23 protein-coding genes and 2 pseudogenes are annotated in these 23024 nt (G+C 72.7%); 12 read left to right on the forward strand and 13 right to left on the reverse strand.

Annotated features, from left to right (window positions below):
* Positions 1-957: an EamA family transporter gene (locus LNW73_RS29585; RefSeq protein ID WP_250991993.1), complete on the forward strand. Its 957-nt coding sequence runs from the start codon at positions 1-3 to the stop codon at positions 955-957.
* 315 nt (positions 958-1272) lie between these two features.
* Positions 1273-2249 (forward strand): annotated as a pseudogene (locus LNW73_RS29590) (DMT family transporter).
* A 16-nt stretch (positions 2250-2265) separates the two neighbouring features.
* Here LNW73_RS29590 and LNW73_RS29595 read toward each other — a convergent pair.
* Together LNW73_RS29595 and LNW73_RS29600 are read right to left on the reverse strand one after the other, a co-directional pair.
* A complete protein-coding gene (locus tag LNW73_RS29595; protein WP_250991994.1) occupies positions 2266-2916 on the reverse strand; it encodes an FMN-binding negative transcriptional regulator in 651 nt (216 codons plus the stop codon).
* 76 nt (positions 2917-2992) lie between these two features.
* A pseudogene (locus tag LNW73_RS29600) lies at positions 2993-3654 on the reverse strand (pyridoxamine 5'-phosphate oxidase family protein).
* A gap of 62 nt (positions 3655-3716) precedes the next feature.
* On the opposite strand from LNW73_RS29600, the gene LNW73_RS29605 reads away from it, so the two are divergent.
* Positions 3717-5048 (forward strand): aminotransferase class I/II-fold pyridoxal phosphate-dependent enzyme, encoded by a 1332-nt coding sequence (locus LNW73_RS29605; RefSeq protein WP_250991995.1) that lies wholly within the window; start codon positions 3717-3719, stop codon positions 5046-5048.
* Here the strand turns inward: LNW73_RS29605 and LNW73_RS29610 are convergent.
* The gene (locus tag LNW73_RS29610; RefSeq protein ID WP_250991996.1) at positions 5039-6025 is read right to left on the reverse strand and encodes a DMT family transporter; all 987 of its coding nucleotides are present in this window, start codon (positions 6023-6025) and stop codon (positions 5039-5041) included. The two genes, LNW73_RS29605 and LNW73_RS29610, sit on opposite strands and share 10 nt — an antisense overlap.
* A gap of 73 nt (positions 6026-6098) precedes the next feature.
* Here LNW73_RS29610 and LNW73_RS29615 point away from each other — a divergent pair, with 73 nt between their 5' ends.
* Entirely contained in the window at positions 6099-7016 is a 918-nt protein-coding gene (locus tag LNW73_RS29615; protein ID WP_250991997.1) for a LysR family transcriptional regulator, read from the forward strand.
* A 10-nt stretch (positions 7017-7026) separates the two neighbouring features.
* Here the strand turns inward: LNW73_RS29615 and LNW73_RS29620 are convergent, their stop codons facing one another.
* Positions 7027-7740: a class I SAM-dependent methyltransferase gene (locus tag LNW73_RS29620; RefSeq protein ID WP_250991998.1), complete on the reverse strand. Its 714-nt coding sequence runs from the start codon at positions 7738-7740 to the stop codon at positions 7027-7029.
* 358 nt (positions 7741-8098) lie between these two features.
* The gene (locus tag LNW73_RS29625) at positions 8099-8992 is read right to left on the reverse strand and encodes an LLM class flavin-dependent oxidoreductase (protein ID WP_250991999.1); all 894 of its coding nucleotides are present in this window, start codon (positions 8990-8992) and stop codon (positions 8099-8101) included.
* A gap of 116 nt (positions 8993-9108) precedes the next feature.
* On the opposite strand from LNW73_RS29625, the gene LNW73_RS29630 reads away from it, so the two are divergent.
* Both LNW73_RS29630 and LNW73_RS29635 read left to right on the forward strand, forming a co-directional pair.
* Positions 9109-10119, forward strand: a complete 1011-nt coding sequence (locus LNW73_RS29630; RefSeq protein WP_250992000.1) for an NAD-dependent epimerase/dehydratase family protein — start codon at positions 9109-9111, stop codon at positions 10117-10119.
* A gap of 90 nt (positions 10120-10209) precedes the next feature.
* Entirely contained in the window at positions 10210-11274 is a 1065-nt protein-coding gene (locus LNW73_RS29635; RefSeq protein WP_250992001.1) for an SIS domain-containing protein, read from the forward strand.
* Between the two features lie 31 nt (positions 11275-11305).
* On the opposite strand, the gene LNW73_RS29640 is transcribed toward LNW73_RS29635, so the two are convergent.
* The 6 genes from LNW73_RS29640 to LNW73_RS29665 all read right to left on the reverse strand — a co-directional run bounded on the left by LNW73_RS29640 (position 11306) and on the right by LNW73_RS29665 (position 16002).
* Entirely contained in the window at positions 11306-12541 is a 1236-nt protein-coding gene (locus tag LNW73_RS29640) for an RNA polymerase sigma factor (RefSeq protein WP_250992002.1), read from the reverse strand.
* The gene (locus LNW73_RS29645; protein WP_250974651.1) at positions 12541-12894 is read right to left on the reverse strand and encodes a YciI family protein; all 354 of its coding nucleotides are present in this window, start codon (positions 12892-12894) and stop codon (positions 12541-12543) included. The genes LNW73_RS29640 and LNW73_RS29645 overlap by 1 nt, the downstream gene beginning before the upstream one ends.
* Before the next feature lie 110 nt (positions 12895-13004).
* The gene (locus tag LNW73_RS29650; RefSeq protein ID WP_250992003.1) at positions 13005-13733 is read right to left on the reverse strand and encodes a TetR/AcrR family transcriptional regulator; all 729 of its coding nucleotides are present in this window, start codon (positions 13731-13733) and stop codon (positions 13005-13007) included.
* Between the two features lie 76 nt (positions 13734-13809).
* Entirely contained in the window at positions 13810-14136 is a 327-nt protein-coding gene (locus tag LNW73_RS29655; protein WP_250992004.1) for a nuclear transport factor 2 family protein, read from the reverse strand.
* A gap of 77 nt (positions 14137-14213) precedes the next feature.
* On the reverse strand, positions 14214-15122 hold the full coding sequence (locus LNW73_RS29660; protein WP_250992005.1) for an SDR family oxidoreductase: 909 nt from the start codon (positions 15120-15122) through the stop codon (positions 14214-14216).
* A 124-nt stretch (positions 15123-15246) separates the two neighbouring features.
* Positions 15247-16002, reverse strand: a complete 756-nt coding sequence (locus LNW73_RS29665; protein WP_250992006.1) for an SDR family oxidoreductase — start codon at positions 16000-16002, stop codon at positions 15247-15249.
* A gap of 370 nt (positions 16003-16372) precedes the next feature.
* Between LNW73_RS29665 and LNW73_RS29670 the strand changes: the two genes are divergently transcribed.
* A complete protein-coding gene (locus LNW73_RS29670) occupies positions 16373-17866 on the forward strand; it encodes an SDR family oxidoreductase (RefSeq protein ID WP_250992007.1) in 1494 nt (497 codons plus the stop codon).
* Between the two features lie 21 nt (positions 17867-17887).
* On the opposite strand, the gene LNW73_RS29675 is transcribed toward LNW73_RS29670, so the two are convergent.
* The gene (locus LNW73_RS29675) at positions 17888-18352 is read right to left on the reverse strand and encodes a pyridoxamine 5'-phosphate oxidase family protein (protein ID WP_250974645.1); all 465 of its coding nucleotides are present in this window, start codon (positions 18350-18352) and stop codon (positions 17888-17890) included.
* 222 nt (positions 18353-18574) lie between these two features.
* On the opposite strand from LNW73_RS29675, the gene LNW73_RS29680 reads away from it, so the two are divergent.
* Positions 18575-19228 carry an isochorismatase family cysteine hydrolase gene (locus LNW73_RS29680; protein ID WP_250992008.1) on the forward strand — a complete coding sequence of 218 codons (654 nt, stop codon included), beginning with the start codon at positions 18575-18577 and terminating at the stop codon, positions 19226-19228.
* Positions 19229-19271: 43 nt separating this feature from the next.
* On the opposite strand, the gene LNW73_RS29685 is transcribed toward LNW73_RS29680, so the two are convergent.
* The gene (locus tag LNW73_RS29685; protein ID WP_250992009.1) at positions 19272-19763 is read right to left on the reverse strand and encodes a Rieske (2Fe-2S) protein; all 492 of its coding nucleotides are present in this window, start codon (positions 19761-19763) and stop codon (positions 19272-19274) included.
* A 216-nt stretch (positions 19764-19979) separates the two neighbouring features.
* Here LNW73_RS29685 and LNW73_RS29690 point away from each other — a divergent pair, with 216 nt between their 5' ends.
* From LNW73_RS29690 to LNW73_RS29705, 4 genes are all read left to right on the forward strand, one after another.
* On the forward strand, positions 19980-20801 hold the full coding sequence (locus LNW73_RS29690) for a HipA family kinase (RefSeq protein ID WP_164299522.1): 822 nt from the start codon (positions 19980-19982) through the stop codon (positions 20799-20801).
* A complete protein-coding gene (locus tag LNW73_RS29695) occupies positions 20798-21196 on the forward strand; it encodes a DUF3037 domain-containing protein (protein ID WP_250974642.1) in 399 nt (132 codons plus the stop codon). The genes LNW73_RS29690 and LNW73_RS29695 overlap by 4 nt, the downstream gene beginning before the upstream one ends.
* Positions 21197-21335: 139 nt before the next feature.
* Entirely contained in the window at positions 21336-22097 is a 762-nt protein-coding gene (fabG, locus tag LNW73_RS29700) for a 3-oxoacyl-ACP reductase FabG (protein WP_164299520.1), read from the forward strand.
* Between the two features lie 23 nt (positions 22098-22120).
* Positions 22121-22885 carry an SDR family oxidoreductase gene (locus LNW73_RS29705; RefSeq protein WP_250992010.1) on the forward strand — a complete coding sequence of 255 codons (765 nt, stop codon included), beginning with the start codon at positions 22121-22123 and terminating at the stop codon, positions 22883-22885.
* Positions 22886-23024 lie beyond the last annotated feature (139 nt).

A 23024-nucleotide genomic window follows, 5' to 3' on the forward strand; every position in this document is an offset into this window, starting at 1 on the left:
ATGCATGCGTCTCAGGGGAGGAACGCGGGGCTGGGGCTCGCCTTGGCGTCGGCGTTCGCGTTCGGTGGTTCAGGAGTAGCGGCGAAACCGCTCATCGAGGCGGGACTCGACCCGCTGGATGTGGTGTGGCTCCGCGTGGCGGGAGCGGCGCTCATCATGCTGCCGGTCGCGCTGCGCCACCGCGCCCTGCTGCGGCAGCGCCCCGGACTGCTGGTGGGCTTCGGCCTGCTCGCCATCGCGGGTGTGCAGACGTTCTACTTCGCGGCGATATCCCGGATCCCGGTGGGCGTCGCCATCCTCGTCGAGTTCCTCGGCCCGGCCCTGCTGCTGGGCTGGGTGCGCTTCGTGCAGCGCCGGCCGGTGAGCCGGGCGGCGGCGATCGGGGTGGTGCTGGCGGTCGGCGGCATGGCCTCGGTGGTCGAGGTGTGGTCGGGGCTGGCCTTCGACGCCTTCGGTCTGCTGCTCGCCTTCGGCGCGGCCTGCTGCCAGGTCAGCTACTTCGTCCTGGCCGACCACGGCACGGAGGGCGAGGACGCCCCCGACCCGATCGCCGTCATCGCCTTCGGGCTGCTGATCGGCGCCGCGGTGATGACCGTCGTGGCGCGGCCGTGGGGGATGAACTGGGAAGTGCTGGGCCATCAGGCCGCGCTCGGCGACAAGCAGGTGCCCGCGGTGCTGCTCGTCGGGTGGATCGTCCTGGTGGCGACGGTCGTCGCGTATCTGACCGGGGTGCTGGCCGTGCGCAAGCTGACCCCGCAGGTGGCCGGAGTGGTCGCCTGCCTGGAGGCGGTGGTGGGGACCGTGTTCGCCTGGATCCTGCTCGGCGAACACCTGGGCGTACCGCAGATCATCGGCGGAACGCTGGTGCTGGCGGGCGCCTTCGTGGCCCAGACCACCACCCGCAGTGGGGGTAACAAGCCGGTGGTCGAACCGCTGCCGCAGCCCGATCTGGTCTGAGGACGGCGCCGCCCGGCGGGCCCCGGATCTCGCGCCCCTGATCATGCGCCCCGGATCACGTTTCTCGGATCCCGCGCCCCCGGATCTCGTGTTTCGGACCTCGCGCCCCCGATCTCGCGCCTTGGAACCGTCTTGTAGGGGTGCGTCCCCGCCTCGTAAGGTGACGATCATGCACCTCACCGTTCTGCCGCCGCCCGCCTCCTAGGCGGGCCGCCACCCCACGGACGACCCGGCTCGGGCACGTACCCGAGCAGGTCGCGGCTGCCCGCACACGGGACCACGCGACCATCTCAAGTCCTCCGCGGGAGAACACTCGTGCCGTCGATCCATGGCCACACCCTTGCCCCGTCCGTCGGACGCGGCCTGCTCTACATCACCTTCGCCGCCACCGCCTGGGGCACCGCGGGCGCCGCCGCCGCGCTGCTCATGGGGAGCAGCGGCCTCGGCCCCATCGCCCTGACCTTCTGGCGCACCGCCGGCGGCTTCGCGCTGCTGCTGCTCGTCCGGCTGGTCCGCCGCCGTCGCGGCACCGTCCGGACGCCGGCCAGGAAGGAACCCCGGCGGCGCGCGGTGCTGCGCATCCTGGCCACCGGTCTCGGCCTGACGGTCTTCCAGACCGCCTATTTCGGCGCCGTCCAGTCGACGGGACTGGCCGTCGCGACCGTCGTCACCCTGGGCGCGGGCCCGGTCATCATCGCGGTCGTCGCCCGTCTCACCATGGGCGAACGGCTCGGCCGCGGCGGCGCCGTGGCGGTCTCCGGCGCTCTGGCGGGGCTCGCGGTGCTCGTCCTGGGCAACGGCGGCGGGTCCGTGGCCCCGGCCGGGGTCGGGCTCGCGCTGCTGTCCGCGTCCGGCTACGCCTGCATCACCCTGCTGACCCGCTGGATGGGCCGCGGCGGCGACGGCGGCGACCGTTCATGACCTCGCTGTGGGCGTTCGCGGTGTGCGCCGTGACCCTGCTCCCGCTCGCCCTGATGGAAGGGCTGTCGCCGCGCGGCGCGGACCTGGGCCACACCCTGTGGCTGCTGGTCTATCTGGCCTCCGTGCCGACCGCACTCGCCTACGGGCTGTACTTCGCGGGCGCCGCGGTGGTCCGGGCGGCGACGGTCTCCGTCATCGCACTGATCGAACCGGTCTCCGCGGCCGTCATCGCCGTCGTCGTCCTCGGCGAACGGCTGACCGGCGCGACCGTACTGGGCACCGTCGTCCTGCTCGGCGCCGTGACGGCGCTGGGCCTGGAGGAGGCCCGGCTGGCCTCGGCCGGCCGCCGCGCGGCGGCCGGGGCGAGCTGAACCGCCGAAGGCGGTCCTAGGCCCGGTCCGGGTCGGAGGCCGCCAGCCGGCGCAGTTGGTGGGCGCGGGCCGCCTCGTCGTGCGGGGCGGCCCGCGCCGCGAGGCGCTCCGCGTCCCGCTGCTGCATCCGCCGGGGCTTGTTGCCGCCGTACTTGAACTTCGCGCGGACCTCGGTCACCTCCAGCCGGATGCCGCGGATCCCGGGCAGCAGCCGGCCGAACGGGTCCTGCCCGGGGGCGACGGGCGCGTAGTCGCCGGCCGGCTGGAAGTGCGCGAGCTGACGGTGCAGCACGGCGGCCTTCTGCGCCTCGTCGTCGATGACATGCGCCGTGCAGAGCAACTGGACGGCGGCGTAGAAGCTGGTCGGGGTGCCGTGCTCGGCGGGCACGCCCTCGGGGGCGTGCCAGGGGCCGGGGATGAACGTGTAGTCGTCCACGACGCTGAGCGTCACCCGTGGGTTCGCCTCGAGGGCGTGCCACAGCGGGTTGGGGCGGGCGAGGTGGGTGAACGCCTCATTGCTGTCCGGGTCGTAGGCGAAGTGCAGCGGCTGGACGAACGGGGGTTCGCCGGGCAGGCCGTTGACGGCCAGCTGCCCGAAGTCGTGGGCGGCGAGCCAGGTCTGCCACTCGGTGTCGTCCTGTGGTGCGTCCCAGGGGTGGATGAGCATGTCGGGTCCTTCAGAGTCGGGCTCGGGCTCGGGCTAAGGCTCAGGCTCAGGCTCGGGATCGGGATCGGGCTCGGATTCAGGCGAGGTAGGCGGGCAGGGCGATGGCCGGGTCGAGGTCGTCGGCCGGAACGGGGCACCGTAGGTCTTGGTGACGGGCACGATCCCGGTCCAGTACGGCAGTCCGGTGTCCTCCGGCTCGTCGTTCGGGCCGCCGGTGCGGACCTTCGCCGACACCTCCAGGAGGTCGAGCCGGATGACCGTGGTCGCGGCCAGCTCCTTGGCGTTGGCCCGGCGCGAGTCGTCCGCGCGGCCGGCCACCACCTGGTCGACGAGGGCGTCCAGCGCTTCGGCGCGCTCCTCCGGGTCGGTGACCTGGTGGGCGGTCCCGTGCACCACCACCGAGCGGTAGTTCATCGAGTGGTGGAACGCGGAGCGGGCCAGCACGAGGGCGTCGAGGTGGGTGACGGTCAGGCAGACGGCCAGCCCCGGGTCCTTCGCGCCGCGCAGCGGCCGCGACCCGGTCGAGCCGTGGACGTAGAGCCGCTCGCCGATCCGGCCGTAGAGGGTGGGCAGCACGACGGGCGCGCCGTCGCGGATGAACCCGAGGTGGCAGAGGTAGCCCTCGTCGAGGATCGCGTGGACGGTGTCACGGTCGTAGGCGGCGCGCTCCCGTATCCGGGTGGGGACGGTGCGTTCCGTCGCCTCGTAGGAAGGGGCGGTGACGGTGGGGCCGGACATGGTGGGGGCGGCGGCAGTGTCGGCCATGGCGCTATCCTTTGAACTAGTGCATAATGAACTTTGTGCTAGGAGAGTATCGAATCACCGGCCGGGGCGCATCGGGTATCGCCGCCGACATCGAGCGCGCGGTGGGCGAGGGCGCGCTCAAGCCCGGCGCGGCGCTGCCGCCGCTGCGTGAACTGGCCCAGGAACTGGACGTGAACCCGAACACGGTGGCCGCCGCCTACCGGCTGCTGCGCGACCGCGGGGTGATCGAGACGGCCGGCCGGCGCGGCAGCCGGGTGCGCTCCCGGCCCGCCACCACCTCACGCGACCAGATCCGGATCGAGGTGCCGCCGGGGACGCGGGACATCTCCAACGGCAATCCGGACGTCTCGCTGCTGCCGCCGCTCGGCGCGGCGTTCGCGGCGGCGGTGGCCCGTAACGCCGAGAACCCGGCGCTCTACGGCGGACCGGCCGTCGACGCCGGGCTGAGCGCTCTCGCCCGCGCGGCCTTCGACCGGGACGGTGTGCCCGACGGCCCCATCGGACTCACCTCGGGCTCGCTCGACGCCATCGAACGCGTGCTGGCGGCCCATCTGCGCCCGGGTGACGCCGTGGCGGTCGAGGACCCGGGCTGGGGGAGCGTGCTGGACCTGGCGCCCGCCCTCGGGCTGCGCGCGGTGCCGGTCGGGGTCGACGACGACGGGCCGGTCGTCGCGGACGTGGCACGGGCGCTGCAGGCCGGCGTGCGCGCTCTCGTCGTCACCGACCGCGGCCAGAACCCGACCGGCGCGGCGATCTCGGCGGACCGCGCCCGGGAGCTGCGCGAGGTGCTCGCGCGCCATCCGGAGGTGCTGGTGGTCGACGACGACCATGTGCACGGACTGGTCGACCTGCCGCTGCACTGTCTGTCCGGCGTCACCACGCACTGGGTGCTGGTGCGCTCCACGGCCAAGGCGTACGGCCCGGATCTGCGCCTGGCCGTCTTCACCGGCGACCCGGTCACCGTCGACCGCGTCCAGGGGCGCTACCGGCTGGGCGCCGGCTGGGTCAGCCATCTGCTGCAGTGCGCCGTGGTGCACCTGTGGGAGTCAGGCGCGGTCGACCCGCCGGTGGTGGCGCGGTCGTACGGCCGGCGGCGCGACGCCCTGGTCCTCGCCCTCGCCGAACGCGGCATCGCGGCCCACGGACGCAGCGGCATGAACGTCTGGGTGCCGGTCTCCGACGAGACCGGCGCGGTGGCCGGCCTGCTGCAGGCCGGCTGGGCCACCGCCCCCGGCGCCCGCTTCCGCCTCGCGTCCGCGCCCGGCGTGCGGCTCACGGTCTCCGCCCTCGGCGACGCCGACATCGTGCCGCTCGCGGACGCGGTCGCCCGGGTGGTCCGGGCGTCGGGCGCGGGCCGCTACGGCTGAGTCGTAGCGGCGGCCGGTCGGGAACGGCGGGGGCGCAGCTGGGTGAGGGCGGCGCCGGCCAGGACGACGGCCGCGCCGACCGGCTCGTTCCAGCCCAGCCGCTCGTGGAGCAGCAGTACGCCCGCGGCGGTCGCGACGACCGGGATGAGATAGGTGACCATCGCGCCGATCGTCGGACCCTTCTCGGCGACCAGCCCGTACTGGAGCAGGAACGCGATCCCGGTGCCGAGGGCGCCGAGTGCCACGACCGAGAGCACCGAAAGGATCGGGAACGAGGTCGGCACGGAGGTGAAGAACGGTGTGACCAGGGCGAGCTGGACGGTGCCGAGCAGCAGCTGACTGCTGGAGAGCGCCAGGTTGGAGTGGCCGGACCCCGCCAGGGTGCGGCGCACGTACGCCCAGCCGACCGCGTAACTGGCCGCGGCGATCAGGGCCATGGCGGTGCCCGCCGGGTCCTGGCCGGAGAAGCCCTGCCAGGCGCCGAGCACGGTCAGCACACCGACGAAGCCGAGGCCGACCCCCGCGAACCGCTGCCGCGTCGGCTTGTCCTCGGAGAGTGCGACGACCGAGACCACCATGCTCCACAGCGGGGTGGTGGCGTTGCAGATCCCCGCGAGCGTGGAGGGGATGGTCAGCTCGGAGTAGGCGAACAGCGAGAACGGCAGCGCGTTGAGCAGCAGTGCGGCGACCGTCAGATGCAGCCAGGTCCGCTTCCCGCGCGGCAGCCGGTCGCGCTTGACGAGCAGGGCGGCGACCAGCACGACCGTGCCGAAGACCATCCGGCCCAGCGTCACCTGCAGGGGTGCGAACGCCTCCGTGCCGACCTTGATGAACAGAAAGCTGAAGCCCCAGATGAGGCCCAGAACGGCGAACCGGATCCGCCAGTCCACCGCGCGGCGGACGCCCGGGGCCGCCTCCGGTATCGGAGCGGGCGCGGCGGTGGCGGAGGCGGGCCGAAGGCCGGCGGGGACGCTCATGCTCCTAAGATGACGGATTCGACTCCGTAGAACAAGCGAGTTTACGTACGATGGAACGCGTAGAATCACTTACATGTTGAACCTGGAGCGCCTCCGGATCCTGCATGCGATCGCCACCTACGGCTCGGTCAGCGCCGCCGCCGACGTCCTGCATGTGACGACCTCGGCCGTCTCCCAGCAGATGGGCAAGCTGGAGCGCGAGACCGGTCAGCAGATGCTGGCCAAGAACGGCCGCGGGGTCCGCCTCACCGACGCCGGCCGGCTGCTCTCCGGCCATGCGGAACGCATCCTCTCGCTGGTCGAGCTGGCGCACTCCGATCTGGAGGCGCACCGGGGAGCGGCCGTCGGCGAGGTCGTCCTGGGGGCGTTCCCGACCGCCGCCCGCGGGCTGCTGCCGACGGCCCTGGCGGCCCTGCGCCGGGACCACCCCCAACTGCGGCCCCGGATGCAGGAGATGGAGCCGGCCGGTTCGGTGGCCCGGGTGGTGCGCGGCGACATGGACCTCGCCGTCGTCCTGGACTGGTACAACAGACCGCTGTCCCTGCCGCCCGGCCTCGCCAAGGCGCCGCTGCTGGACGACATCGCCGATGTCGCGATGCCGTCCGACCACCCGCTCGCCGGCCGGGCGCAGATCGAGCTGGAGGACTTCGCGGACGACGACTGGGTCTCCTGGCCGGACGGCGAGTTCTGCCACGACTGGCTCATGTTCACCCTGCGCGGCAAGGGGATCGAGCCGCGCCTGTCGCACTCCGCCGAGGAACACCACACCCAGCTCGCCCTGGTCGCGGCCGGACTCGGCGTCGCGGTCGCCCCCCGGCTCGGCCGCGGCCCGGTCCCCGACGGCGTGAGCGTCGTCCCCGTCCGCCACACCATGCACCGCCACGTCTACGCCGTCTGGCGCGAGGACGCCGACCGCAGACCGGCGATCCGTGCCGCGGTCGAGGCCCTGCAGTCATCAGCGGGCGCCGCGCTCGCCGCGTCCGCGGTCTGACGCGCGACGTTCACACCACCGGCGGTGACCCGGGCTTGCGGGCCCGGACGGCCAGGACGGTCGGGGTCGGTGTGCCGCCCTCCGTGAACCGTTCGGGCACCAGGCCCGCCGCGAGGAAGGCGTGCATCAGGTCGGGCAGCGGGTAGTGCGTGGCGCCGACCTTGTCGCGCACCCCGGCACTCGTCCAGGACGCCTTGGTCCAGTGGCCGTCGCGGTAGCCGGGACGGATCACCACCGCGTCGGGGTCCGCGCGGTCGGCGAATCCGCCGCAGAAGCAGGGGTGGACGCCGACGTGCACCAGCACCCCGCCGGGACGCAGCACCCGGGCCGCCTCGCGCAGCACGGCCGGGTATCGGGGCATGTCGGTGTGGACCATCATCGAGATGACGGCCGGCACCGAACCGGCCGCTATCGGCAGCCGCTCGGCGTCGGCCCGTGCGATGGGGAGCCGGCCGCGCGCGTGCCGCAACATGCCGGCGGAGAGGTCCACGCCGACAGGGGTCCAGCCGAGCCCGCGCACCCGTTCGGCGTGGGTCCCGGTGCCGCAGCCGATCTCCAGACAGGTGCCGCTTCCCCCGCCCAGCAGTTCGCGGGTGGCGCGGTGGATGCCCAGCGGATCGCCGTCCGCGACCGGTTCGCCGGTTCCGGTCCCCGCCTGGCGCCCGCCGAGGAACTCCTCCTCGTACCAGTCGGCTATCTCGTCGTATGCCGCAGCCGGGGCCATGGGGAACCTCCGCGTGTCACGTACCTCCGGGACATCGGCCGGTGCTCCGGCCGCTGTTGGGCCCGCACCTTCCCCGGAGGACCCACGGGTACCGCTCGTTCGCCAGGGGCTTAGCCGTGCCCGGCGTGCTCGGCCGGCTGTGCGCGCCGGTGGGGCGCGGCATGGATGACCCCGGCCAGGCCGGTGTGCGGGTGCACGTCTGCCGGACGGCCGGAACCGTGCGGGGAAGCACCGGGGTCAATCGTTGAGCGCACAACCAAGTGTGCGCACTGAGACGTCAGGTGCGCACGTGAATCGCCGTACTGGGCCGTGCCGGACACGACCGCGCCGGCCTCGCCGTCCGGATTGCCCCGCGTTGCTACGGTGTGGCGAGCTGGACGAGCCCCTCGGTGGCGATGCGTTCGAAGAGCTTGGGGTCGGCGGCGAAGTCGGAGTCCGGGATCGGCCAGTGGATGACGATCTCGTCGATGCCCAGCTCCGCGTGGCGGCCCGCGAAGTCGGTGAAGGCGTCGAAGGAGTCCAGCGGGCGGTCCGGGGTGAAGCCGGTGAGCATGGTCTTGTGCAGTTCGGCGGGGTCCCGGCCGATCTCGTCGCAGGCCGCGCCGAGCTTGGCGATCTGGCCGCGGACGGCCTCCAGCGACTGCTCGGGTGTGCCCGTCTCGAAGAGCTTCGGGTCGCCGGTGGTGACCCAGGCCTGCCCATGGCGCGCGGCGAGCTTCAGCCCGCGCGGCCCGGTGGCGGCCACCGCGAAGGGGATCCGGGGCCGCTGCACACAACCGGGGATGTTGCGGACCTCGTGCGCGGAGTAGAACTCGCCCTCGTACGACACCACGTCGTCGGTGAGCAGCCGGTCGAGCAGCGGGACGAACTCCCCGAAGCGGTCCGCCCGCTCGCGCGGCGTCCACGCCTCCTGGCCCAGCGCGGTCGCGTCGAACCCGGAGCCGCCCGCGCCGATGCCCAGCGTGATCCGCCCTCCGCTGACGTCGTCGAGCGTGATCAGGTCCTTCGCCAGCGTCACGGGGTGCCGGAAGTTGGGCGACGTGACGAGCGTGCCGAGCCGCAGTCGCTCGGTGGCCGTCGCGGCCGCGGTGAGGGTGGGCACCGCGCCGAACCACGGGCCGTCCCGGAAGGTCCGCCAGGACAGGTGGTCGTAGGTGTAGGCGGTGTCGAAGCCGAGATCCTCGGCCCGCCGCCACACCTCCCGGCCCTCGGTCCAGCGGTACACGGGAAGGATCACAGTGCTCAGTCGCATACCCCGACCTTACGACGCCGCAGGCCGGGGCCGCACAGCCGCATTCCGCCGTGGGCGATTCCGCTGTGAGCATGGAACGGTTACCGCCGGGGCGGTCCGGGGGCAGGGTGACCGGCATGAGGATTCTGCTGCTGGGTGGGACGGAGTTCGTCGGGCGCGCGGTCGCCGACGAGGCGCTGGAACGGGGCTGGGAGGTGACGGCGTTCCACCGCGGTCGCCATGCGGCGCCGCCGGGGGTCGCCACGCTGCTGGGCGACCGGACCGCGGCGGGCGGGCTGGCGGCGCTGGAGCGGGGCGAGTGGGACATCGTCGTCGACACCTGGTCCGGTGCGCCGTCGGCGGTGCGCGACGCGGGCCGGCTGCTCGCCGGCCGGGCCACGACCTACGCGTATGTGTCCAGCCGGTCGGTGTACGGGTTCCCGCCGCCCGCCGGCCTCACCGAGGACGGCCCGCTCGTCGACGCGTCCCCCGACGACGACGGTGAAGTGGAGTACGCCCAGGCCAAGCGGGGCGGGGAACTGGCGGCGGTGGCGGCCTTCGGGGAGCGGGCGCTGCTGCTCAGGGCCGGGCTGATCCTCGGGCCGGGGGAGAACATCGGACGGCTGCCGTGGTGGCTGGGACGGATCGCCCGCGGAGGCGGCGTGCTGGCGCCCGGCCCGCGGGACCTGGGGCTGCAGTACATCGACGCGCGGGACCTCGCGGCCTGGACGCTGGATGCCGCCGTGAAGGAGCTCGGCGGCCCGTACAACCTGGTGAGCCCGCCGGGGCACACCACGATGGGCGAGCTCCTGGAGACCTGCGTCCGGGTCACCGGCTCGGACGCCGAACTGCGCTGGACCGACCCGGAGACGATCCTCGCGGCCGGCATCGAGCCGTGGACGGAGCTCCCGGTCTGGCTGCCACCGGGCGAGGTACACGACGCGATGCACGGCGCGGACGTCTCGAAGGCGCTCGCCGCGGGACTGCGCTGCCGCCCCGTCGCGGAGACGGTGGCCGACACCTGGACGTGGCTCCAGACGCTGGGTGGCACCGCACCGCAGCGGCCGGACCGCCCCACGCTCGGACTGGATCCGGAGAAGGAGGCGAAGGCATTGCGCGGGGAAAACCAGAACCCGGGCGGGGCGTAGTCAACTTCCGCACCCGACTCGGCCGCTCGCGTGCGACGGCTCCCGTACCTTCCTCCTACGGCGTGGGAACGTACGAAAGGAACCGCGAGGATGTCCGGATCGCGAATTACCTTCCTCCAGGGGCAGGCCGACCAGCCGAACGCGTTGGAGCGGGTGGTCGCGCATGTGCGCGGGCAGTTCGAGGGGGCGGGCCTCGAGCGGCTGCGCGCTGCCGAGCGCCCGCTCTTCGCGGGGATCGGCGCCTCGTACGCGGCGCTGGGTGTGGCGGTCGACCTGCTGCGTGCCCGGGGAGTGGTCACCCAGCGGGTGCTCTCCAGCGAGATCGAGCGGGGCACCGCCGGGTTCGACGTCGATGTACTGATCGGGGTGTCGCAGGGCGGCCGCAGTTCGGAGACCCTCGCGGCCTTCAAGGAGGCCAACGAGGTACCGCGCGTCGCCCTGCTGAACGTCACGCCGTCCCCGCTGGGCGAGCTCGCGGAGATGACGGTCGACCTCGGCAACGAGCCCGACTCGTACGCCTCGACGATCGGATTCACCGGAGCGGTCGTCGCCCTGGACCTGATCGCCGGGGCGATGACGGGCCGGATCGGCGCGGACGATCCCTGGCAGGGCATCGCGGCGCTGGCGGCGGCCGTCCGTCATGACGCGGCGGAGGTGATCGACCCGCTGCGGGCCCGCGCCGCGCGCCGGGTGGCCGCCGACGTCGTCGCGTCGGGTGCTTCACGGGCCGCCGCGGAGGAGGGGGCGCTGCTGCTGCGTGAGGTCGTCCGGATGCCGGCCACCGCCTCCGTCACCAGGAACTATCTGCACGGCGAGATGGAGTCCGCGGGCCGGACCCTGCACATCGTCTTCGGCGACGGCCGCGAGGTCGCCCTGGCCCGCTCCCTCTCGGACGCCGGGCACCTCACGCTGCTCGTCACCACCCGGCCGGTCGGCGGCGGCGCCGACCTCGGCGTGGTGCGGCTGCCCGGCGTGCCGCCGAGTGTCCGTGTGGTGCTGGAGACCGTCGTCATGCAGGAGCTGGTGGCGGCGCTCAGCGATGAACGGAACATCTCCATCGAGTCGTTCGTCTTCGCGAACGACGACACGAAGCAGGGTGGCGTGGACCCGGCGGACTTCGCGATCGCCCCGCCCGCTCCGACGGCGCTCGACTGAACGTCGCGGACCCCGGACCGCCGACCGCCGATCAGAGGTCCGGGCCGAGTTCCCGCTGCCGGCGCGTGAGGAAGTCGTGCTCCGGTTGGTTCCCGGCGAGCGCGATCGCCGTCCCGTACGCCGACCGCGCCTCGGCGGTGCGGCCCAGCCGCCGGAGCAGGTCGGCCCGGATGGCGTGGAGCACGTGGTAACCGTCGAGGCCGAGCTCGTCGACGAGGGCGAGCGCGGCCTCCGGCCCGTCGACCTCGGCCACCGCGACCGCGCGGTTGAGGGCCACGACGGGGGTCGGGGTGAGCGTCAGCAACTGGTCGTAGAGCTGCAGGATCTGCCGCCAGTCCGTGGCGGCCGTGCTCGGGGCGTCGCTGTGGACGGCGTTGATGGCCGCCTGGACCTGGTAGGGGCCGGGCCGGCCGCGCCGCAGGCACTGCCGGACGATGGTCTGTCCCTCGGCGACGAGGGCGCCGTCCCACCGGTCCCGGTCCTGCTCGGCCAGCGGGACCAGCCCGCCGTCCGGGGCGGAGCGGGCCCGGCGACGGGACTCGGTGAGCAGCATGAGCGCGAGCAGCCCCATGACCTCGGGTTCGTCCGGCATGAGTTCGGCCAGCAGCCGTCCGAGGCGCAGGGCCTCCGCGCAGAGGTCCTCACGGACCAGCCGGTCGCCCGAACTCGCCGTGTAGCCCTCGTTGAAGATGAGGTAGACGACGGCCAGTACGGCCCGGAGCCGGCCCGGGAGGTCCGCCTCGTACGGGACCCGGTAGGGGATCCGGGCGTCCCGGATCTTGCCCTTGGCCCGCACCAGCCGCTGGGCCATCGTCGGTTCAGGAACCAGGAACGCGTGGGCGATCTCGGTGGTGCTGAGGCCTCCCAGGAGCCGGAGCGTCAGCGCGACCTGCGCTGCGGTGGCGAGCGAGGGGTGGCAGCACGTGAAGATCAGGCGGAGCCGGTCGTCGCGCACGGGGCCCTCCTCGGGCGGTTCGTCGCGGGCGTGCATCAGAGCGGCCTGGGCATGCCGGTCCTGGCGGGACGCCTCCCGGCGGAGCCGGTCGATCGCCCGGTTGCGTGCGGTGGTGATGATCCAGCCGGCCGGGCTCGGCGGCAGCCCGGCGGACGGCCACCGTTCCAGCGCTGTGGTGAACGCGTCCTGGACCGCCTCTTCGGCGATGTCGATGTCGCCGAAGACACGGACCAGGACGGCCACCGAGCGGCCGTACTCCGCACGGAAGACCTGTTCGATCTCCGCGGCGGGGACGGCCGGCAGATCAGCCATCAGCCGGTGGCCTCCCAGTAGAAGGGGCGCACCTCGATCGGGAGGGTGGTCGCCCGGGCGCTCTTACGGCCCCATTCCAGCGCGGCGTCCAGATCGGGCGCCTCGATGATGGACAGGCCGCCGAGATACTCCTTGCCCTCGAGGTACGGGCCGTCGGTGGTGAGCACGTCGCCGTCCTGGAGACGGACCACGGTCGCGGTGCTCGGGGCGTGCAGACCGCCGGCGAAGACCCACGCTCCGGCGGCCTTGAGCTCCTCGTGCAGAGCCTCCACGTTGCGCATGATCTCCTGCAGGACCTCGGGGGCGGGCGGCTCCCCTTCGGGCTGCATCACGCTGAGCAGGTACTGCGGCATGGTGTCCTCCTAGGTCGTTCCGCCGGCCTCGTGCCGGCTTCTCACTCCCTATACGAACGGCCCGGGCCCGGATCGACACCGCGGCGGGAAACATCCGCGGATTTCTGTGCCTACTGGTGCTGGGGGATGTTCGACAGCCGGTCCAGCCATTCGGTCAGCAGGACCGTCTCGGCGACGCTGAGCGTCTGGTCGGGCGACCGGCGCAGCAGCGCGTTCAACCGGCTCGCGGTCGACTGCAGCCGCGCGTCGTCCCGGTCGCCGGCGGAGCCGTCCTGCGCGGCTCGGGTGCCGAACACGTCCGGGGTGAAGACGGAGGCGTGCACGGCGTCACGGACGCGATGCGATGTGCTCGGGTCGGTGAAGGTCGAGGGCCGGGCGACGAGCATCAGGGCCACACCGACGTTGGCCGACATCACCATCTGGGCGGCCAGCTCGGGGGCGAGCCGCAGTTTGCCCAGTGCCGCCGCCCGCTCCAGGTCCCGGGTGAGGATCTGATGGGACTCCAGCGCCGCGGCCGGGGTGGTGCGCATCGCGGGGGAGTTCATCAACCGGTACAGGTTCGGGTTCTGCAGGGCGAACTCCACGTGGCTGTCCCAGCCGTTGCGCAGATCCTCGATGGGGTCGGCACCGGCGCGGTGCTGCCGCTTCGTCGCCAGGTACTTGTCGAAGCCGTGGTCGACGACGGCCGACAGCAGGCCTTCCTTGTCCCCGAAGTACCGGTAGAGCGCCGGGGCGCCCACCTGCGCGGCCTCGCACACCGCCCGTGTGGACACGTCCCCGTCCGGAGACTCCGCGACCAGGTCGGCCGCCACTTCCAGGATGCGCGCTCGGGTACTCACACGGGGAACGCTATCAAGCACGGCGTAGCGGTGCTACGTACGGTGGCGGGCTTTCCACGCCGCGGCCGGCCGGTCGTCATCCGGTGATCCGCATCAGGGAGATCCGGTCGCCCGCCACCGTGAACGCGAAGTCGGAGGGGCCGTTGAAGCCGTTCCCGCCCACCGTGGCGCTGACGGTCACGGTGTCGCCCGACCGGCGCACCGCTGTGACGTCCAGGCTGACGTCCACCCCGGTGAACTCCTTGTCGCTCCACCCCCGGATGGCCTCACGTCCGGCGAAGACACGGCCCCAGTCGTCGACGGCGCCGTCCGCGGTGAAGCTGTCGAGGAAGTCGTCGGTGACGCCGGAGTTGGCGGCGTCCACCGCGCGCTGGACGGCGGGGTGAAGTTCGGTCGTGGCCATCGTGTTCTCCTGTCCGGTACGGGCCGGTCGGGGTGGGGCGGGGACGGTCTCATGGTCTCCGCGCTCGCGCCGGGGTGCTACTCGGCGGCGTGCGGGTGGGTGTGCGGGTGAAGGAGGTCCCCGAGGCCGATCCGGGCGAGGAATTCGGCGCGGATGCGGTCGGCGACCTCGCTGACCTCCTCGGCGCCGTCGCCCGCGGGATCTATGTGGACACGGAACGGCCGCGTGCCGTGCGGCGCGTTGACGACGTCGACGATGGCGTCCGCGACCTGGGAGACGTCGGCACCGGCCGGGGCCAGGTCGGCGAGGCGCCGGGAGACCTGGTCCATGAGGCCGGCGTAGTGCTCCTCGTAGGTGTCGACGATGTCCTGCTGGGCCGGGTGCCCGCCCGTGGCGAAGTGGTTGGTGCCCGAGGTGAAGGAGCCGGGGACGACGATGGAGGTCTCGATGTCGAAGCGGGCCAGTTCGGCGGCGTAGCTGACGGCGAGCGAGTCCATGGCGGCCTTGGCGGCGAAGTACGGGGCGAGGTACGGCGGGGTACCGCCGCGGGTGCTGGTGGAGCCGATCCACACGACGAGGCCGTGCCGCCGCGCCCGCAGATGGGGGAGGGCGGCGCGGTTGACCCGCTGGGTGCCGAGCACGTTGGTGTCGTAGACGGCGGTGAGCTCTTCGGGAGTGAACGCCTCGGTGGGGCCGGTGACCATGTGGCCGGCGTTGTGGATGACGACGTCCAGGGTGCCCGCCTCGGCCAGGATGGTGGCGACGGCGGCGTCGGCGGACTCCTGGGAGAGGACGTCGAGTTCGACGGTGCGCAGGTCCACCTGGTGCTCGGCGGCGTACTGCCGGGCCTCGGCGACCCGGTCGGCGTTGCGGCCGGTGGTGTTGCGCATGGCGGCGTAGACGGTGTGGCCCGAGCGGGCCAGCGCCCGTGCGGCCAGGGCTCCGAAACCGGAACCGGCTCCTGTGATGACGATGGTGCTGCCCATGGCGGAAACTCCTCGGTCGGTCGGTCGGTCGGTCGGTCGTCGGTCGGTGGGTCGAGCGCGAAAGCGCGAGGGAAAGAACGCGAGGGAAGGAAGGGAAAGGCGGAAGGGACGGCCGGGGCGCCGGTCAGACGATGCCGCCGTTGGCCCGGACGACCTGGCCGTTCACCCAGCGGGCCGGGCCGGCGAGGAAGGAGACGACCTCGGCGATGTCCTGCGGGGTGCCGAGGCGCCCCAGCGGTGCCTGGGCGGCCATCTTCGCGACGGTCTCCTCGTCCTTGCCGTCCAGGAACAGGGCGGTGGCGGTCGGTCCCGGGGCCACGGCGTTGACGGTGATGTCCCGGCCGCGCAGCTCCCGGGCCAGGATCAGCGTCATCGCCTCGACGGCGCCCTTGGTGGCGGCGTATGCGGTGTAGCCGGGGATGGCCAGTCCCACCACGGAGCTGGAGAAGTTGATGATCGCCCCGCCGCCGCGCAGCCGTCGGGCGGCCTGCTGATCGACGACGAAGGTGCCGCGGATGTTCGTGCGGTGCATACGGTCCATGGCGTCCAGATCCGTGTCGACCAGCGGTGCCAGCGTCATGACGCCCGCCGCGTGCACGACGACGTCGATTCCGCCGAACGTCCTCTCGGCGATGTCGAAGAGGGCCGAGACCGAGACCTCGTCGGCGACGTCGGCACGGAAGGCGACCGCCCGCCCGCCGGCGGCGGTGATGGCCGACACCGTCGCGTCGGCCTCGGTCTGGTTGCCGGCGTAGTTGACGACGACGGCGAATCCGTCGGCGGCCAGTCGCTCGGCGCTCTCCCGGCCGATGCCGCGGGAGCCGCCGGTGACGATCGCGACCCGGCTCGAGGACTTGGAGGTGGTGGTCTGCGCGCTCATGACGGTGCTCCCTGGTCCGGCTGGGGTGGCGTCCTTCGCAACCCGACAACAGCAACGCTAACACCATGGGCGTATCGACGCTACCCCCAGATGTAGCGCTGATACGCCGTGTCCCGCGGACCTGGCTCGCGGACCTGTCCCGCGGACCCGGACCGCGGACCTGTCCCGCGGACCCGGACCGCGGACCCGGCCTGCGGACCTGTCCCGCGGACCCGGCTCCGGACCCGGCCTGTGGACCCGGCTTCCGGACCCGGCCTGTGGACCTGTCCCGCGGACCCGGCCTCCGGATCCGGTCCCCGGCAGCCGTCGGAACAGCGATCCACCGCCCACCTGCTGTGATTGCCGACGGCGGCCGGGTAGGCATCCCCGTATGCCCGAAGACGAAAGCACCCGCCGCTGTCTGGTCACCGGAGCCACCGGATACATCGGCGGCCGGCTCGTGCCCGAGCTGCTCGATGCCGGATACGCCGTCCGCTGCCTCGCCCGCACGCCGGAGAAGCTCCGTGACCACCCCTGGGCCGATCGGGTCGAGACGGTGCGGGGCGATGTGACCGACGCGGACTCGCTGCGCTCCGCGTTCGAGGGCGTGCACACCGCGTACTACCTGGTGCACGCGCTGGGCACCGGCCGTGGCTTCGAGGAGACCGACCGCCGTGCCGCCCGGCTCTTCGCCGAGCAGGCCCGCGCCGCCGGAGTGCGGCGCATCGTCTATCTGGGCGGGCTGACGCCGACCGGGGTCCCGGAGCCGGAGCTCTCCGCGCATCTGCGGTCCCGCGCCGAGGTCGGGCACATTCTGCTCAGCTCGGGAGTGCCCACCGCCGTCCTGCGGGCCGCGGTGATCATCGGCTCCGGCTCGGCCTCCTTCGAGATGCTGCGCTATCTCACCGAACGGCTGCCGCTGATGGTCACCCCGAGCTGGGTCAGGACCCGCATCCAGCCGATCGCCGTCCGCGACGTACTGCACTGCCTCGTCGGCGCCGCCACCCTGCCGCCCGACGTCAGCCGGTCCTTCGACATCGGCGGCCCGGACGTCCTCACCTATCGCGGCATGATGCAGCGGTACGCGGCCGTCGCCGGCCTGCCGCGGCGGTTGATCCTGCCCGTACCGGTCCTGACGCCGGGCCTGTCCAGTCACTGGATCGGCATCGTCACCCCGGTGCCGCGCTCCATCGCCCGCCCGCTCACCGAGTCACTGCGGCACGAAGTGATCTGTTCGGAGAACGACCTGGCGCGGTACGTACCCGACCCACCCACCGGGCGGATCGGGTTCGACGACTCGGTGCGGCTGGCGCTCAAACGGCTGCGGGACGCCGACGTCCCGACCCGCTGGTCGTCCGCCGCGGTGCCCGGGGCCCCCAGCGACCCACTGCCCACGGATCCCGACTGGGCCGGCGGCAGTCTGTACACCGACCGGCGCGAACGCACGGTGGACGCCCCGCCGGACGCGCTGTGGCGGGTGATCGAGGGCATCGGTGGTGAGAACGGCTGGTACTCGTTCCCGCTCGCCTGGGCCGTACGGGGGTGGCTGGACCGGCTGGCCGGCGGCGTCGGGCTGCGCCGGGGCCGCCGCGACACCGCGCGGCTGCGGGTCGGGGACTCACTGGACTTCTGGCGGGTCGAGGCGATCGAACCGGGCCGTCTGCTGCGGCTGCGCGCCGAGATGCGGCTGCCCGGCCTGGCCTGGCTGGAACTGTCGGTGGACCGCGACGACGCGGGCGCCACCCTCCTCCGCCAGCGTGCGCTGTTCCATCCGCACGGTCTGGCCGGCCAGCTCTACTGGTGGAGCGTGGCGCCGTTCCACGCCGTGGTCTTCGGCGGCATGGCCCGCAACATCTCCGAGGCGGCGGCGCGGGGGAGCAAGTGACGCCCGCCCCGCCCCGCGGCTCTACTGCGGAATCTTGCTGAAGTCCCAGGAGGCCATCCGTTCCGGGGTGAGCCGGAGCCAGGCGTGGCGGCCGTCGTGCGGCATGGTGTCGAGCCCGAAGTTCTTGGCCGAGAACAGCCGCTCGGGGGCGTCCAGCTCGGGGACGGGCTCGCCGGTTCGGGGCGCCTCACCGATGAATTCGACGGTCCCGGAGAGCTCAATGCCGCGCAGCTCCCCGTACTCCACTCCGTCGTCGATCACGACCGAGACGCGGGGATCGCGCAGCAGGTCGGTCCAGCGCTGGCTGCGGACGATGGAGTAGAGCCACAGCGATGCGCCGTCCCAGGTGAACCACAGGGCGCCGACGTGCGGACGGCCGTCCTTGGAGACGGTCGCCACGCGGCAGGTGCGCTGCTCCGCGAGGAAGGCGTCGACCTCGTGCGGGGTCATCATGATTCTGCGGCCCCGCCGCTGAATGACGGCCATGAGTCGAGCACCTCCATTTATCTGACTGTGTGTCAGAAATAATGGAGGACGGCGGCGCGGCCGTCCAGTGGTGATGGCCGGCGGGTCCGCTCTCGCGCGCCGCGGCCCTTCCTGGCTGACGGTTCGTCAGCTACGGTCGCTCCGTCGTCATCCGTTGCGGGCCCCTTGCGGTCCGTCGCGGTCCGTTGCGGCCGTTGAGGTCCGTCGTACGAGGGGGCAGTCATGGCGCCGAGCGACCGGCTGGCGGAACTGCTGGACCCGGCGGTCACCGCCGTACTGACCGTGGAGTGCCAGCGCGGCGTCGTCGGGCCGGACAGCGCGCTGCCGGAACTCGCCGCCGAGGCGCGGGACTCCGGGGCACTGGGCAATGTGGCACGGCTGGTCGGCGGCGCCCACGAGGTGGGCGCCGCCGTCCTGCACGCCATCGCCGAACGCCGCCCGGACGGGCTCGGCGCCAACCACAACGCGCGGCTCTTCCGTGCCGCCGGGCGGCTGCCCGTGCAGCAGCTGACCGGCACGCCGGCCGTGCGGCTCGCCGAGGGGATACCGCTCGCCGACGGCGACCTGGTCGTACGCCGGCTGCACGGGCTGTCACCGATCGCCGGGACCGATGTGGACGCGCTGCTGCGCAACCTGGGCTGCCGCACCCTGATCGTCACCGGGGTCTCCGCGAACATCGCGATCCCCAATGCCGTCTTCGACGCCGTCAACCTGGGGTACCAGGTGGTGGTTCCCGCCGACGCCATCGCGGGGGTGCCCCGCGAGTACACCGAGGCCGTCGTCCGGCACACCCTCGCGCTCGTCTCCACGGTCAGTACGACCGACGACATCCTGGCCTGCTGGAAGCGGCAGGGGCAGCACGCCGGAAAGCCGTAGCCGCCAACGCCCCGGCGGCGCTGCCACAGCCCGCTCGCGCCCGTCAGCCCAGCTGCAACGAGCCGCCCGCGACGGTGACCTTGGCGGCGGCCAGCGGCTTGGTCGCCGGACCGGCGGCGACACTGCCGTCCGCGATCTTGAACTTGCTTCCGTGGCAGGGGCAGTTGATGGTGCCGTCCGCCACGTCGCTGACCGCACAGCCCTGGTGCGTGCAGACCGCGGAGAACGCCTTGAAGTCACCGGCGGTCGGCTGGGTGACGACGACCTTCTGGTCCGCGAAGATCTTTCCGCCGCCGACCGGGATGTCCGTGGTCTTGGCCAGTGCGTCGGCGCCGCCCCCGCCCGGAGCGGTGGCGGCCGGTGCCGAGGAGTCCGCCGGGGCCGAAGGCTGGGCCGGGGTGGTGGCCGGGGTGTCACTGGCCTTCGTATCCGATCCGCCGCACGCGGTCAGAGCGGCGATGAGACCCACGCCGCCCGCCGCGGCGACCATCGTGCGGCGGGTCGGAGCCGCGGGAATACCGGAGGTGTCGGTCATGTGGCACGTCCTGTCGGTAGAGGAGCCGGGTGGCGCGGGAGCGGTCGCCCGGTGGGCGTGATGCCGTGCCCGCCCGGTCATACGCAGAGATCCTCCGGCGCGTTCAAAGCTTCCCGAAGAATTCCGGCTGATGGCCCAGCGCATTCGTGATCACCGGACGTCGCCACCGTCCCCCACGGTCGCCGTGGTCCGGCGCCGCGCAAGTAGCCTGGGGCGATGCTCACAGAGGTAACAGGGATCCGTTACGTGACGCCCTTGCGCGAGGGCGGCTCGGTGCCGGGGGTGGTCGAGGCCGACGACCTCGGTACGTACGTCGTGAAGTTCACCGGCGCCGCGCAGGGCCGCAAGGCGCTGGTCGCCGAGATCGTGGCGGGCGAGCTGGCCCGCCGGCTGGGACTGCGCGTCCCCGAGCTCGTCCGGTTCCAGTTCGACCCGGTGATCGGGCTCGGCGAGCCCGACGCGGAGATCCAGGATCTGCTCAAGTCCAGCGGCGGCCTCAACCTGGGGATGGACTTCCTGCCGGGCTCGCTCGGGTTCGACCCGCTGGTCTTCGAGATCGAGCCGGCCGAGGCCGGCCGCATCGTCTGGTTCGACGCCCTGATCGGCAATGTGGACCGGTCCTGGCGCAACCCCAATCTGCTGATCTGGCACAAGGACCTCTGGCTCATCGACCACGGCGCCTCACTGATCTGGCACCACAACTGGAAGACGGCCGAACAGGCGTCGGCGAAGCCCTTCGACGCTGCCGACCACGCGCTGTCCCGGTTCTCGCCCGACCCGGCCGCCGCCGCGGCCGAGCTGGCGCCCAAGGTCACCGAGGAGCTGCTGCGCGAGGTCACCGCTCTGGTGCCCGACGAGTGGCTGGACGGGGAGCCCGGTTTCGACGGTCCCGACGAGGTGCGCAGGGCGTACGAGCGGGTGCTGCTCGCCCGCGCGGGCTCCGTGCACGAGCGGATCGTCCTCGTGGCGGGACAGAAGCCGAAGCAGGACGCGCCGGACTGGCTGCGCACCTGGGTGGACGGGAAGGCCGCGAAGTGACCGGGTACCGGGGCAGTGGCCGGGATGTGTTCGAGTACGCGCTGGTGCGCGTCGTACCGCGGATCGAGCGCGGCGAGATGATCAACGCGGGGGTGCTGGTCTACTGCCGCGCGCAGTCGTTCGTCGGCGCGCGGATCCACCTGGACGAGGCGCGGCTGCGCTGTCTCGACGAGAAGGTGGACGTCGAGGGGGTGCGCGCCGCGCTGCGCGGGTACGAGGGTGTGTGCGAGGGCGGGGAACGGGCCGGACAGGCGGCCGGCGACGACCCGGGACGGCGTTTCCGCTGGCTCACGGCGCCGCGCAGCACGGTGGTGCAGCCCGGTCCGATCCACACCGGGCTGACCGCGGACCCGGAGGCCGAGGTGGACCGGCTGCTCGGTCTCCTGGTGCGCTGAAACACACTCGCGAGGGGTTCCGTTGACAGCGGGTCACAGGGCTCCTACGGTTTCGACAACTAACCTACTAAGCGGTTGCTCATGTGCGGAGTCCGTGCGGGATTCCGCCCGGCGCCGTATCTGAGGGCAAGGAGACTGCATGTCCACGACCGAGCAGCGCGTCGCGATCGTGACCGGGGCCGCGCGCGGCATCGGCGCCGCCACCGCCAAGCGGCTGGCGGCCGAGGGCCGCGCCGTCGCCGTACTCGACCTCGACGAGGGTGCCTGCAAGGAGACCGTCGAGCAGATCACGGCGGACGGCGGCAGGGCGCTCGCGGTCGGCTGCGACGTATCGGACGAGGCGCAGGTCGAGGCGGCGGTGGCCCGGGTCGCGGAGGAGCTGGGCGCGCCGACCATCCTCGTGAACAACGCGGGTGTGCTCCGCGACAACCTGCTGTTCAAGATGAGCGCGACCGACTGGGACACCGTCATGAACGTGCACCTCCGGGGTGCCTTCCTGATGTCCCGCGCGGTGCAGAAGCACATGGTGGCGGCGAAGTTCGGCCGGATCGTCAACCTGTCGTCGAGCTCCGCGCTCGGCAACCGCGGCCAGGTCAACTACTCGGCCGCGAAGGCGGGTCTGCAGGGCTTCACCAAGACGCTGGCCTTCGAGCTCGGCAAGTTCGGCGTCACCGCCAACGCCGTGGCGCCCGGCTTCATCGTCACCGACATGACCGCCGCCACGGCCGCCCGGATCGGCATGGGCTTCGAGGAGTTCCAGGCCGCCGCCGCGACCCAGATCCCCGTCCAGCGGGTCGGCAACCCGGACGACATCGCCAACGCGATCGCCTTCTTCACCGGTGAGCAGGCCGGCTTCGTCTCCGGCCAGGTCCTGTACGTGGCCGGCGGCCCGCTCAACTGACGCGCATCGGAGATCTGAGCACCATGACACGTGAGATTCCCACCGACAGCGGCAAGGTCGCCCTCGTCACCGGCGCCAGCCGCGGTATCGGCTACGGCATCGCCGAGGCCCTGGTGGCCCGTGGCGACCGCGTCTGCATCACCGGCCGGAACGAGGACGCGCTCAAGGAGGCCGTCGAGAAGCTCGGCGCCGACCGGGTGATCGGGGTGGCCGGCAAGGCGCACGACGAGGCCCACCAGGCCGTCGCCGTCGAACGCACCATGGAGGCGTTCGGGCGCGTCGACTTCCTGGCGAACAACGCCGGCACCAACCCGGTCTTCGGCCCGATCGCCGAACTCGACCTGAACGTCGCGCGCAAGGTCTTCGAGACCAATGTGATCTCGGCGCTCGGCTTCGCGCAGCAGACCTGGAAGGCCTGGCAGAAGGAGAACGGCGGGGCGATCGTCAACATCGCCTCGGTCGCCGGTCTCGCCCCGTCGCCCTTCATCGGCGCCTACGGCATCAGCAAGGCCGCCATGGTCAACCTGACGATCCAGCTCGCCGCCGAGATGGCGCCGGGCGTGCGGGTGAACGCCATCGCCCCGGCGGTGGTCAAGACGAAGTTCGCCGCGGCGCTGTACGAGGGCCGCGAGGAGGAGGCCGCCGCGGGTTATCCGCTCAAGCGGCTGGGCGTCCCGGAGGACATCGGCGGCGCAGCCGCCTTCCTGCTCTCCGACCAGGCCGGGTGGATCACCGGCCAGACCCTCGTCGTCGACGGCGGGTTGTTCCTGCACGCGGGCGTCGCCTGAGTGGGTCCGGCGAGCCGGGTCCGGGCTTCGGTCCGGGCCCGGCTCAGCTGTTTCCGCGCGTGCCGCCGGGCGTCGCGTACGCACCCGCGGAGCGCGTTGTCAGTGGCTCCCGGTACGTTCTGAGTTCCAGCAACGGATC

The sequence above is a fragment of the Streptomyces sp. RKAG337 genome (assembly GCF_023701715.1).
Lineage (GTDB): Bacteria > Actinomycetota > Actinomycetes > Streptomycetales > Streptomycetaceae > Actinacidiphila.